Source organism: Paenibacillus sp. E222 (assembly GCF_013401555.1).
Lineage (GTDB): Bacteria > Bacillota > Bacilli > Paenibacillales > Paenibacillaceae > Paenibacillus.
Genome location: NZ_CP058552.1, coordinates 4,857,461 through 4,869,987, shown reverse-complemented (window position 1 = coordinate 4,869,987; position 12,527 = coordinate 4,857,461). Strand labels below are relative to the sequence as shown.

The window sequence follows — 12,527 nt, the reverse complement described above, 5'->3', positions numbered from 1 at the left end:
GACAGTCTGTCGTACGGTTTGATGAGGAGGGGCAGGTTGTTCTGCCCTTCACTCTAGATAAGATTTTATCAAAACTGATTTGGCAGCCAGTCCTGATCAAAACATTTTCCCATATCAAAGCTGTCCAAGCCCTCGGATCCAGCTACATTCACTGTATCCAGCAGCAGCTTGTAGCTCCAGTAGAACCATCCAGCCCCATTCTCCCAAGCCTGCAGCTTTGCATGGGCAATTTGTTGATAAATTTGCTTTTGATCATCTCGGCTCATCCCCTTAAGACCCTCCGTGCTGTTAAAGATACACCACTCTCCGATGATGACCGGAAAATATTTCTGCATCTCGCCAACACCCTTTACGAAGTTATTCTCGATATATTCAATGTAATCCTCCAATTTGTTACTGCACTCCGGATTATCTGCCGCCATAAGATACTGATGGGTATCCAGAACGACATTCACGAACTCCTCTTCTCTCATGAAGTCTTTCCACTCGAGAAGCTGGAATCCATCATGGAACACAACCACCTTATCCTCCGGCAAAGTTTTTCTCATTCTGCGGTAGGCCTCAATATAGAAGCTACGCAGAAGGTCTTTCGGGATTCCAGTTGATCCCTCCGCTTCCTCCTCATCAACTGCCGGGTAACGTTTGGGAATATTCCAAAGCTTCCACAGTTCATCGATTATCGGCTCATTGAGGATCTCGATCCCTCATAATCCTTCACGGTTCCCATAGCGCTGCGCCAGACGCTCCAGTACGTTCAGAACAAATTCTACTTCCTCCGGATTCTGGCCCCACTTGCATACCCCACAGATTCCTCCGTTATCGAAACCATTCTGACTGCCCGGTGCAGTATGAAGGTCGATCAGAATCTGTAGGCCGTATTTCTCCGCCCAATTAAAGGCCTTATCCAGATACTCCACACAGCCAACGAACGGCTTCACATCTCCGAAGATGAAATAGGGAACAGGAATCCGTATGGCATTCAATCCTTTATCTGCAATATAAGCAAAATCACGTTCAGTAATATATGTCTATCGATGCTGGTGATATCGGTCCATCTTCAATTCCTGGGGCAAGGTTCTGCAAAACCATGTCTCATCCTCGCACTCCGTGCCAGCAAACATAGTCGGATTCATCCACTTTTCCAGAACAAGCCAATTGCCCAAGTTTACGCCTTTGATACGCTTCATTGTTATTTCCCCTGTTTATATATTTGGGTTTCTGCACAGCTTTCAACTCGAAAAGCCGGAATCTATCCTGGAGCACCGCACCTTATCCTCCGGCAAGGGTTTTCTCGTTCTGCGGCACACCTCAGTATAATAGCAACGTAGGAGACCGTTCGAGACACCGCCTTATCTCCATTCTGACTGCATAGCGAATCTCATATTCCCGATCATGTTCCAGCAAATATTCCCGGGCGACAATGCCGCCCAACTGTCCGAACATCGTCGTGGGCTTTTCGATCACAGGGCTTCCTTTGCCTTGCCGTCGATGTAGATCAAGCCGGGCCGCTGGGGAACGATTGTAATGGGAGACTTGATACAGTAACAACCGGAATAGACCAAGGTAATCATGCACTCCCGGGAATCATATTGTAAACAGGCCCGTTATACAGTCATAGCGGACTGGTTTTTACTTTGCAATCCGGCAAGCAATTCAAATGTACCGTCATTGGGCATACCAATTCCCTCTTTTCTTGATGATAGAGTTACATTGCTCTTATTGATTTTGAATACCCCGCTTCGCCAAGTCATGACAAATCCCATCTTCTATCGAGCTGGCAAGAACGATTTTGAACTTCGCGAATTCCATTCCGTTTTTACCGATGACCAACAAGACATTCTCGCTGCTGCATCGATCTACGTCGGTAACAGTTCCATTCACTGCACTCCACATCTAATCATGAAGGCTGATGTCATTCTTTACAGGTTGAGAAAACGCTTGGTCAAGAATAAAGGTATGCTGTATACCCAGAAGTTCCGGGTCAAACCCGGAAGCCGGGGTATCTAACAGGAAGATGCCCATGCCGGGGATTTCGGTCTTCATCGCTTGTACATCTTCTTAAAGTCCATCTCAAATTGCAGACTCTGTTCCAGCGTTAGTTCAAGAGTACCGTGATTAATGTAATCGTTTTTAATACATCGATCGGCAAAGGTGGCCAACTTGGTACCCTTGTCGGGGGAGTAAGACTCTATTGCTTTAATCAATCCGATAGTGCCTATTGAGATTAAATCTTCCAAATCCTCGCCCGTATTGTTGAATTTTTTGACAATATAAACACGAAGCGATGTAAGAAAACTCCCAAGAAACTCATGGGAGTGCCTCGGGAGCCTTACTTCGGTTAACCTTTGGCACCATCACGTTTCAGCGTCGGCTTGATAGCTGATTTTAAATCAGTTTCATTTAGTAATGGAATATTATTCGGTGTACATCTTCCCCAGCATCGAACCGTCCTTATCTTTAACTAGGGGTCCCGGGTTCGGATAAATTGTTCGACCAAACGAATCATTGACCACAATAGCTGAGGCCAAATAGATTCCACAGATTCCAGCTGCCAAGAGTACCCAGCCTGGGATATAGGAGATTTGGTGCGATAAGATTCCCAAGTCCATTAAAGCCAGTATTGGCAATGCAACATCCAAAATAACTATAACAAGACATAGAAAAAATGGTGATTTAAAATAAGCTGGAGTACAGAGCAGTAAAGAAATAGAAAGACATAACCATTAATTTTTTGATTCCATATTATTCCTCACTTTTCCAACAACCCATTCGATTTAGTTGCGGTCGTTTCTGTATTGGTTACTACATACTTAGTGCAGCTTTCACAATTTTTTCGTTCTAATAATCGGAGGATTTTCGTTTAAATGTTCCATTCCCGTTCGGACGAATCCTTGAAATATTTGGCTAATTCTTGTATGAGATACCCCTTACACTCACACATAATTTTTTCCTGCTCAGGGGACCTAGCGATACTCTTCTCAGCAGCATATTCAGGGTGGTTTACTTCTAAAAAACCATGCTTGGCCTCCGGATATTGTTTGAAACGAACTGGAACACCAACCTCTTCCAGCCGCTTTGCGTATTGAACTGCTTGTGGTAGAAGTTCATCCTCTTCACATACAATAATTGTTGCAGGTGCTAGGCCTGCCAAATCTTCATTTCTTGCCAATACAGGCGAAACTAACGCCTCTCTTACATTTAAATCGGGAAAGAGAACTTCTTCAATCAGTCCCATCACCTTTCCCGTTTTATCTATACTTACATCGTCTGTTCTACCAAAAGTAAAATCTAGAAATGGATATGCAAGAATTTGACCAGCGAGAGAAAATCCGTTTTCTTTTAATTTCATTGCTGCCCCCGCACATAAATGGGCGCCGGCACTGTAACCAATTAAGACAAACTTTGATGGATCAATTCCATAGTCGTTTGCATGATCCGAAAAATATAGAACCGTATCATGCAACTCCATTTGAGGATAGGGAAAGGGATGGATATCAATCTTTTTATAATTTATATTGACGATAAATGCAGGAATTCTTTCTGCCATTTCACTGCAATAAGAATCTAGCTGCGAAGCATCTCCGCCTACAAATCCTCCGCCATGTACATTAAATAGAACCGGAATTGTTCCTGAGCCGGCTGTCTTTGGACGATACAAAATCGTCTCCACTCCATCCAATCCAACTCTTGGGACAATAAAGCGCTCTCCAATAAGATTTTTTTTCATTAGTTTCTTTCGTTTTTTTCTTAATACGTATTTTATCAAAGCTATTTTAAGCCTTTTTACCATCCCGTCTATCCTCCTTGAATTCACAATCCATTATGGCTCGGTCGCACGCTTGTTTATAAGTCTCCAAGATTACGCAGCTTGCGGATGGTATCTCGGAATGTTTCCACATTGGAGGATTCCGGGAAATACAGCAGCACGCCGCCATAACAATTAATGTCGCCTGCGAATAGCCACCCGTTCTTTTCGTCCAGTAAAGAGATGCATCCCATCGTATGTCCAGGCGTTTCAATAATCCGCACCAGGCGTCCGCCCAGTTCAAATATCCCACCTTCGGCAACGGCTGATGTACCGGCGGGCTGTATTTAATCCTTCTTTTCAAGGCAGGCCATAACAACCAATTAAAAGGTAGAATGGGAACTGGGATCATTTTTTAAACAGCTCGAACACCGCTTCAGCATCGTTGTGACGTTCGAAAACCTCGTTGTCTAAATCGGATAACAATACAGTATTAAACAAGTGCTTCCCGCGAGTATAGTCGATATGGCCGTGTGTATTGACGACCTGCAGCGGGAGAGCAGTGATTTCCCGAATGGCCTGCGGCATGTCGGTCAGGCCATAGCTAGTATCAATCAGCATGGCCTTATCGCTTCCTATCAGATTCCAATCCTTTTGCCGTAGTTTTGTGACCTATACAAGCTAGCGTAGACTTATTTTCCCTAAGTATAGAACAGGGGCCCTAAGGGTGAAATAAAGGAATTTAAACATATATATCGCATTCTAAAGTCTGGCACTCCAAAAATTGTTTAAGTAATTAATACAAGGGGACCGGTCCTCATCAAGCACCACAAAAGAGGTTCCCGATATGCTAGAGAACCTCTCTCTTCTTACTTTTTAACAGAATCATGCCTTGTTGTATCTGCACCAGACGAATTTTTTCTTAGCAGCTATTTAGGTTAAACAAGAATAGGCTAACTCCGTTTTATGCCGAAGCTAGCCTTATTATATTCACGAAAATTTATTTATAAAGGACAACCGTTAATTTACTGCCCCTGCCTTGCTCGCTGTTTACGATAATATCGCCTTGGCAAAGTTCTACTATGCGTTTTACCAAAGGAAGTCCTAGTCCATACCCTTTTTTGGCATGAGAAGAATCACCCTGAAAGAACTTATCAAAAAGATGAGCCTTCGTATGTTCATCCATGCCAACCCCGTGATCCTGGATACTAAAATGAATCTCTTCATTGAAGATGGCAAGGGTGATTTCAATCAAGCCATCTGTGTGGGAAAACTTAATCGCATTATCCAAAAGATTAATCCAAATCTGCTGTATCACTTCTTCATTGCCACTGTAAACCACTTCTTCTAATTTCAAATTAATGGTTATAGCCTTAACTGACCACTTAGGTTCCATTAATATGATAGTTCTTCTGATCTGTTCGTCCAGCCTAAACGGATTTTTATCCATTAGAATTTCAAGATTCTCATATTTCGCCAAAGTAAGTACATTGGTGGAGAGCGTAGCTAAACGCTCAGATTCCTTAATGATAATGTCAAGATATTCTTGTCTGTCTTCCTCAGATAAAGGATTCTCTTTTAAAATTTTGGCAAAACCACGAACCGAAACAATAGGTGTTTTAAATTCATGGGAAAAGTTGTTGATAAAATCACTTCTTAGCGTCTCAATACCTGCCAATTCTTTCGTCATTTTATTAAAGCTTTCCGATAATTCTTCCAACTCTCCAATCCCTTTCAAATTGACCTTAACGCTAAAATCGCCATCCGCAACCCTATGGATCGAATCAATGACCTTTCGTATGGGGTTCAATGCTTTCTTGCTGAGAAAGGCAGTAAGTGAAGTTCCTATTAATACACATAGGCCAAAAAGAAAAAGAATTGAGAGCAAACGTTCACCTAATCCTTGATTCGGGGAAGGAGCAAGTGAAATCACACCAAGATACTGTAGGAGAAACCCACCGCCAATTAGCAGTAAGAATGTAGCCACCAACACACCGAAAACAAACATTACTAAGGTGATCGTGAGACTTATTCGTTTGCGAAAAAAATCTCTCATTTTGCTTGAATCACCGCCTTATAACCGAGTCCTCTAACCGCGATAATCTCAAACTCTTTCCAGTCTCGGAAACGGTTCCGTAAGCGATTAATATGAACTGTAAGTGTGTGGTCATCTGTTGACGATTCCATACCCCAGATTTCATCCATTAGCTGCAGACGGGTGAATATCATGTTTGGATATGAAAGTAATTTAAATAACAGGTAAAACTCCTTCGCTGGAAGGATGCTAACTTCATCTGCGCGTGTTACTGCCAGCTTATCATAGTCGAGTACAACGTTCCCGATGGTTAGCTTTTGTTCACTGGCAATCCTTGCTCTACGTAGGAGCGCTTTAATCCGAAGAACCAGCTCCTCTTCATCTACTGGTTTTATCATGTAGTCATCAGTACCAGCAAGAAATCCCTGCCTTTTATCTTTCGGCTCCTGTTTGGCGGTAACCATCAAGATTGGGAGGTATTCCGAGAATATCCGAAGTTGACGTGTCAATTCATAACCGTCCATATTAGGCATCATTAAATCAAGTACCACTAAATCTATATGCTGACTCTCAATAATCTCTAGCGCTTTTATCCCGTCTTCCGCCCAGTATGTTGTGAATCCTCTCGTTTGTAAGACCACACACATTAACTTTCTGGTACTTTCGTCATCCTCTACCACTAATATATTTAACATAGAAATATCTCCTCTAATCATAAGATGTCTCATTTTACCGTTGAAAAGTAAATTGAAAATAAACATATACAGTTGAGTTTCAGTTTACATTGTACAGCTAAACTAGTGCTGTTTCCATATATAACGACCTATGAAAAGATCAAGGAGGAATGCTATTGATTGAAAAGATAAAGATACGGCTATAGCTATATAAGAAGCAAATCAATTTCAAAAATAAACTTACAGAAAAGGAAAATTAAAATGAGTAATAAAATCAAACAGAAAAAACTGAAAAAGAGATGGAAAATATCAGCCTTAGTGTTAGGGATTCTAGTAATTATTGGTGTTGTCGGTTATGTAGGATTACAAAATTTTCTGAAATGGAAAGCACCAGAATTAAGTGGTGAACCAAAAGTAGGAGAATGGTATCGTATAACTCCAGAAGGAACTAAGTCTTCAAACGGAAAGGATTGGCATAGTTTAATAAAAGTGGGAAAAGAAAATAAAACATTAGTATATTTCTTTGGTGGTGGATTAGCAGTAGATGAATACACAGCTGCAAGACCTTTAAATGATGACGGCGGTTTTTATGCAGATTATGCTGACGTTGACTTTGGTGTTAAATTTGGAATAGCAAGTAATAATAAAGAAAATCCTTTCAAAGATTGGACAATATTAGCAATACCTTATTCAACAGGAGATCTTCATGCAGGAAGTGGCGAATATGAATATACAGACTTAAATGGTAATAAACAAATTCTTTATCATAATGGATATATTAACTACACTTCTTTTATGAAAGAAGCGATGAAATATATACCTAATCCAGATACACTTCTTATCGCAGGTTTTAGTGCAGGAGGATTTGGTACCTCATTACTTGCAGATGATATTATTACACAGTATTTTCCTCAAGTAAATAATGTAACAGTAGCTGTAGATAGTTCATTACTTTTAACGGACACTTGGCATGATGTCGCTGAAAATATGTGGCAAACGCCAAAAGAGATTTCAGATAGATTAGTGAGTGATAATATTACCTTAGACAGTTTAACCAGCCTATCAAAAAAATATGGTAATAAAATAAAAATTCTATTTGGTAGTTCTTTAAGAGATGAAGCACTAAGCACATACCAATCTTATTTTAGAAATGGAATTTTATCCACAACAAATGAAAATGGCGATATCTATGAAAAAGACCTTGCAAAAATGGTAGCTGATTTACAAGAGAACATTCCTAATGTCGGAATTTATATTTGGAATGAGATAGAGAAAAATAAAGATGGAAAAAATTTAACTCCGCATACCATCTTACCTTCTCCTAATTTTTATAGTAAGAAATATTCAGAAGATAAAAGTATAGCTGACTGGATTATTAATGCAATAAATGGAAATATTAATAGTTATGGACTAGATTTATTGGATAAATAGTTCAATGTTGTAAACGGGGATTTGGAGTCACTTATTCACTTCGGGGTATCTCCAAAATGATGCAATGACAGATTTATTCCAATCTGATGAAGAAGCGATGAATATAACAATGATATTCCAGATCATACGTTGGACTCTAAATACAGCAATATTAGATATTGGCACATTACGAATGTGCCAAACAAAGAACTGTTGGGGGCCATTATGACAGCACAGTATGTTGCCATCCTATCTAGTTCTGACTACGCGAAAGTTTTTAACTTCGCAGAATTGCCTAAATTAACCTCAGATGATGTTAAAGCACTTGTTGTTGATGCACCGCTTGATATTCCTTCTTTTGATAATTTTTTCTATCAAAGTACTCGTAGCCAATAATTTAGATGATTCTGTATTCTTTAATAATAAGGAGATAGCAAACCAGTTTAGTGTAATAAACTATATTAACAGCGATTATCCAATAGCTATTTGGACATATCGTATCTTAATACGGATACCTTAATAAGAAGAATATGGCGCAATTATTTCTTCAAAGATTATGCGGATAGTTTCAACATCCATCCATTACTTACTACCAAAGAAGTAAAAGCTTTAGTAATTGACGATGCACCGATAAAGACTGACGAACTTAATTTTGCTACAAGAGTTATCATTGGTAACTACCTAGGTATAGGCACTAATGAATTCAATAGCAGCAAACTTGCAGAACAATATAATGCTATTTTGCATGTAAACGGTGATTATCCCCCTTCATTTATCAATGCTGCCAATGGCGATGGGTTTCCAAAAGATATGCAGGCATTGTCCGATAAGCTTACATCATATGAGGTAGATAATGACTATTTTTATTTAGATAAAACACATGGTGACATCGCCCATGGTTACTTAGCAAATTTAAGAACAGACAAAAACGCACAAGAAGCTTTTAAGAGATTAGTGCAATTTATTGATAAGTATACAAAAGGCAGTCTCACAAAATAATATCAGAGTGTGAAGGAGCCGATGGCTCCTTCCTTTCATTCTCTCGTTACATTAAATCATTTCTTTAGAACGCCGATCAACCTCCTCTAATAACCTCGCCATTTCCTCAGGTTCTTGTTTCATCCCCCGTGTAATCCATTCGTCAATCCAACCAAACAAGGCTCCGGCAAACCATGCGCTAAAGTATGCGGGTATATCATCTTGATCTGGCTTTGGACCACATACCGTCCTAATATTATCTAATACCAAATAGGATAAACCTGAACGATAAAGCAGAAGGTAATACTGGCTATACTTTTTATAATGACCGAACAAACTTACAACAATGTTGGGATTTTCACTATTTTCAAATTCTGTCCCCCATTCGCTAATCAAACGGAGTAGATACTGTTTTAATACATCTTCTTTACTAAAGAAGTTTCGATAAAAGGACGCACGGCCGACTAAAGCATTTTTCACTATATCCGTTATGGTGATTTCATCGAATGAGCGATTTTCCATAAGTTCTAAGAGAGATTTTGTAATCGACTCCTTAACATTGTCTCGCGCAAAAATGATACAGCTGCATCAAGAGGTTGTCAAGGAGGTTACATTTTGTCAAAAAGGTCGAAAATTATAGATATTCTACTTTGTTTATTTTTGGGTGTATTTGGAATACACCGGTTTTATGAAGGAAAAATAGTCACTGGCATATTATATCTTTTTACAGTTGGTTTTTTAGGGCTGGGTGTTTTAATTGATTTGCTCCAGATCATTTTTGGTTGTAGGACTGATAAAAATAAGCTTCCCATTGGGAAACCCAATAAGAAGCTCGGTAAGATAGCTATGGTACTTTCTGTTCTCATTGCAACAGGGTTATGGCTACTGTTCGGTTTTTTAATTTTCAAACAGATTCTGAATCAGCCTATGATCGAAAAGAAGTATTACAATAAAGTTGATGCTGCCTACCCCATTGAAAAAAAATATACCAGACTTGGAGAATTCAAAACTAGCGACATTGAATTTAAAAGTGATGAAAAATTATTCGATAAGTTTAAAGTATGGTATCCCTCATTACTTGAGCAAAGCTCTGAAAAACACCCTATCGTTGTTATAGCCAATGGTACCGGTGTACCATTTTCGAAATTTAGTGAAGTCTTTAAACATCTGGCTTCTTGGGGATTTGTCGTTATAGGAAATGATGATGATAGCTCGTGGTCGGGACAGTCATCTTCCGACGCTTTAAAATTTATTTTAGGCTTGAATAGTGATACAGATAGTATCTTTTATGATAGGTTAGATACAAATAACATTGGCATATCTGGACATTCACAAGGAGGAGTTGGAGCCATCAATGCGGTAACTAGATTCAGCAACAGTGATATGTTTACGTCGATCTATACTGCCAGCACGCCGGGGTTGGAACTTGCTAAATCCTTAAAATGGGACTACGACGTTACCCAAATAAAAATACCATATTTCATGTTAGCAAGCACAGGCGAATCGGATGCGGAACTCATTTCACCTTACAAATCATTATATGAGAACTATTCCGATCTAAGTAAAGGCATACCTGCTGTCATGGCAAGAAGGAAAAATGTCGAGCATGGTCACACTCTTTCTCACGCAGATGGATATATGACAGCTTGGTTTCGTTATACTCTGATGAATGATAATGAAGCAAGTAAGGTATTTCGTGGGAACGCTCCGGAAATCATGAAGAATACAACAAATTGGCAAGATGTAAGAGTTAAAAATTTGGATTAGAAATAACAATTTAATATGAAATACAAAAAAACAACCGCTCCCTGGTTTAATTGGGAGCGGTTGTTTTTTTGTATAAATTTCCTAGAGATTGAGACCTTTCATACTATTTTCATCGTATCTCCCACCTTGAACGGCTGATTCAGGGCTAACAGCTTCAATTCGTGTCAAGTCATCTGATGTCAGCGTGATATCCGCAGCACCAGCATTCTCCTCTAAATAATGGACACGTCTTGTGCCTGGTATTGGTAGCGCACCTTTAGCGATCGTCCAAGCCAATGCCAACTGTGAAGGTGTACATCCTTTTTCTTTAGCAATTCTTGTAATTTCATCTGTAATGTCTACATTCTTTTGAAAATTATCTGGTTGAAAACGTGGTAAATATCTGCGAACATCATCAGCTGCAAGATCCTCAAATTTTCGTATTTCCCCCGAAATAAATCCGCGACTTAAAGGGCTGTAAGCAACAAACGTAATACCTAGTTCATTAATAACTGGCAGAATTTCATTCTCTACGTCTCTGCTCCAAAGGGAGTATTCCGTTTGTAGAGCAGAAATAGGATGTACAGAATGAGCACGTCTTATCGTTTGTGCTGATGCTTCGGATAACCCGAGAAAACGAACTTTCCCTTCCTTAATTAAGTCTGCCATAGCTCCAACTGTTTCTTCGATTGGAACACTTGGATCCACGCGATGTTGATAATAGAGATCAATATAATCGAGATCTAGTCTGCGCAGGCTATCCTCTATTGCTTTTCTTACATAGTCTGGATGCCCATTAACCCCTTGAAAATTAGGACCGATTGCAAACTTCGTAGCAACAATTGCTTGATCTCTACGGCCTTTCAGTGCTCGACCGAGCAATTCTTCATTATGCCCGTTTCCATACACATCAGCAGTATCTAACAAATTTACACCTATGTCCACAGCTCTTTGTATTGTTTTGATTGATTGCTCATCATTACTCTGCCCATATACCCCAGACATACCCATAAGACCTAACCCGATAGTAGATACTGTAACATCACTATTGCCTAATTTTCTTGTTTTCAATGCGCTCTCTCCTTTGTGAGTGGAATCGAGATAAGCATATCATTGTTAAGCAAACTTTACAACTTTTATATTTAGTGTTAACTAAGTAATGTTTATAAAATGTTTATTTTCAGTTATACTATTTACATAAGGGGGTGACTAATTTGAAGGATGAGCAAAAAAAAATGCAGAAGTTTCTTCAAACCCAGGAAAAATTACTTTTTAGATTATTACCATTTATACGAAAGAGTGGATTTCATTCTTTGAGTATGGATGAGATAGCAAAGATCATGAATATTAGTAGAGTTACTTTATATAAGTATTTCTCAACAAAAGAAGAGATTATTCAGATCGTTACCAATACAATTATTGATTACTTTAAAGAGGTGATTATTGGGGAACCACCAGAAGAAGAAAGTTTATATGCTGTGCGCTTTCAGCAGCTATTTGAACAATCTGTTTCTTTAACGATGTTTGTTACTGAGGAGTATAAACATGATCTTTTTAGTGTTTACCCAGAAATTTACGAACAATTATTAGTCGTCACACAAGAAAGAGAAAAACAATTGCTCACCTTTTATCATGAGGGTATGAGAAATAGTGTATTCAATGAATTAAACGGACAAGTACTAATTCTGCAGGACCAATTATTAAATACGATGTTAGATACTAAATATCTGTTGATGAATGGTTTGACTATCGAACAAGTACTTTATGATTTTTACAAATTGAAAAAGTTACAGTTATTCAGACCTGAAAAGCTCCATTTGGTGGATGATAATCTCATCGTTCCTCATATCGATTATTTAACCCAAAAAATTTCAAAAACTTTATTTGATACTAGACAATAATTTCTATTTTGTGAGGCATTCGGATAAGAATGAGTCTA

17 protein-coding genes and 1 pseudogene are annotated in these 12,527 nt (G+C 39.0%); 5 read left to right on the top strand and 13 right to left on the bottom strand.

Features of this window, described 5'->3' with window-relative positions:
* Window positions 1-68 precede the first annotated feature (68 nt).
* The 11 genes and pseudogenes from HW560_RS33540 to HW560_RS21865 all read right to left on the bottom strand — a co-directional run bounded on the left by HW560_RS33540 (window position 69) and on the right by HW560_RS21865 (window position 6,475).
* A complete protein-coding gene (locus HW560_RS33540) occupies window positions 69-548 on the bottom strand; it encodes a glycoside hydrolase family 5 protein (protein WP_218834974.1) in 480 nt (159 codons plus the stop codon).
* Between the two features lie 156 nt (window positions 549-704).
* Complete coding sequence (locus HW560_RS33535) at window positions 705-1,022, bottom strand: glycoside hydrolase family 5 protein (protein WP_257032048.1); 318 nt, start codon at window positions 1,020-1,022, stop codon at window positions 705-707.
* A gap of 6 nt (window positions 1,023-1,028) precedes the next feature.
* Window positions 1,029-1,187: a hypothetical protein gene (locus HW560_RS33530; protein ID WP_218834972.1), complete on the bottom strand. Its 159-nt coding sequence runs from the start codon at window positions 1,185-1,187 to the stop codon at window positions 1,029-1,031.
* Between the two features lie 529 nt (window positions 1,188-1,716).
* Window positions 1,717-1,881 (bottom strand): hypothetical protein, encoded by a 165-nt coding sequence (locus tag HW560_RS21900; protein ID WP_179264718.1) that lies wholly within the window; start codon window positions 1,879-1,881, stop codon window positions 1,717-1,719.
* Window positions 1,882-1,893: 12 nt separating this feature from the next.
* On the bottom strand, window positions 1,894-2,043 hold the full coding sequence (locus HW560_RS21895; protein ID WP_179264717.1) for a hypothetical protein: 150 nt from the start codon (window positions 2,041-2,043) through the stop codon (window positions 1,894-1,896).
* Window positions 2,044-2,111: 68 nt separating this feature from the next.
* Window positions 2,112-2,270: pseudogene (locus HW560_RS21890) on the bottom strand (sigma factor); the annotation flags it as partial.
* 590 nt (window positions 2,271-2,860) lie between these two features.
* A complete protein-coding gene (locus HW560_RS21885) occupies window positions 2,861-3,790 on the bottom strand; it encodes an alpha/beta hydrolase (protein ID WP_179264716.1) in 930 nt (309 codons plus the stop codon).
* 53 nt (window positions 3,791-3,843) lie between these two features.
* On the bottom strand, window positions 3,844-4,053 hold the full coding sequence (locus HW560_RS21880; RefSeq protein WP_373565012.1) for an MBL fold metallo-hydrolase: 210 nt from the start codon (window positions 4,051-4,053) through the stop codon (window positions 3,844-3,846).
* Between the two features lie 100 nt (window positions 4,054-4,153).
* Window positions 4,154-4,366, bottom strand: a complete 213-nt coding sequence (locus HW560_RS21875) for an MBL fold metallo-hydrolase (protein WP_179264714.1) — start codon at window positions 4,364-4,366, stop codon at window positions 4,154-4,156.
* A gap of 379 nt (window positions 4,367-4,745) precedes the next feature.
* The gene (locus HW560_RS21870; RefSeq protein WP_179264713.1) at window positions 4,746-5,801 is read right to left on the bottom strand and encodes a HAMP domain-containing sensor histidine kinase; all 1,056 of its coding nucleotides are present in this window, start codon (window positions 5,799-5,801) and stop codon (window positions 4,746-4,748) included.
* On the bottom strand, window positions 5,798-6,475 hold the full coding sequence (locus tag HW560_RS21865) for a response regulator transcription factor (protein ID WP_179264712.1): 678 nt from the start codon (window positions 6,473-6,475) through the stop codon (window positions 5,798-5,800). Before HW560_RS21865 ends, HW560_RS21870 begins: the two co-directional genes overlap by 4 nt.
* Window positions 6,476-6,715: 240 nt before the next feature.
* Here HW560_RS21865 and HW560_RS21860 point away from each other — a divergent pair, with 240 nt between their 5' ends.
* The 3 genes from HW560_RS21860 to HW560_RS21850 all read left to right on the top strand — a co-directional run bounded on the left by HW560_RS21860 (window position 6,716) and on the right by HW560_RS21850 (window position 8,863).
* Window positions 6,716-7,885, top strand: coding sequence for a pectin acetylesterase-family hydrolase (locus HW560_RS21860; protein WP_179264711.1), 1,170 nt, complete (start codon window positions 6,716-6,718; stop codon window positions 7,883-7,885).
* Between the two features lie 204 nt (window positions 7,886-8,089).
* Window positions 8,090-8,260, top strand: a complete 171-nt coding sequence (locus HW560_RS21855; RefSeq protein WP_179264710.1) for a hypothetical protein — start codon at window positions 8,090-8,092, stop codon at window positions 8,258-8,260.
* A 90-nt stretch (window positions 8,261-8,350) separates the two neighbouring features.
* Window positions 8,351-8,863 (top strand): hypothetical protein, encoded by a 513-nt coding sequence (locus HW560_RS21850; RefSeq protein WP_179264709.1) that lies wholly within the window; start codon window positions 8,351-8,353, stop codon window positions 8,861-8,863.
* Between the two features lie 51 nt (window positions 8,864-8,914).
* Here the strand turns inward: HW560_RS21850 and HW560_RS21845 are convergent, their stop codons facing one another.
* On the bottom strand, window positions 8,915-9,388 hold the full coding sequence (locus HW560_RS21845) for a TetR/AcrR family transcriptional regulator (protein WP_257032047.1): 474 nt from the start codon (window positions 9,386-9,388) through the stop codon (window positions 8,915-8,917).
* A gap of 69 nt (window positions 9,389-9,457) precedes the next feature.
* Between HW560_RS21845 and HW560_RS21835 the strand changes: the two genes are divergently transcribed.
* Window positions 9,458-10,609 carry an NINE protein gene (locus tag HW560_RS21835; RefSeq protein ID WP_218834971.1) on the top strand — a complete coding sequence of 384 codons (1,152 nt, stop codon included), beginning with the start codon at window positions 9,458-9,460 and terminating at the stop codon, window positions 10,607-10,609.
* Between the two features lie 81 nt (window positions 10,610-10,690).
* Here HW560_RS21835 and HW560_RS21830 read toward each other — a convergent pair whose 3' ends face one another.
* A complete protein-coding gene (locus tag HW560_RS21830) occupies window positions 10,691-11,659 on the bottom strand; it encodes an aldo/keto reductase (protein ID WP_179264708.1) in 969 nt (322 codons plus the stop codon).
* A 143-nt stretch (window positions 11,660-11,802) separates the two neighbouring features.
* Here HW560_RS21830 and HW560_RS21825 point away from each other — a divergent pair, with 143 nt between their 5' ends.
* Window positions 11,803-12,489 carry a TetR/AcrR family transcriptional regulator gene (locus HW560_RS21825; protein ID WP_257031403.1) on the top strand — a complete coding sequence of 229 codons (687 nt, stop codon included), beginning with the start codon at window positions 11,803-11,805 and terminating at the stop codon, window positions 12,487-12,489.
* The last annotated feature ends 38 nt before the right edge of the window (window positions 12,490-12,527 follow it).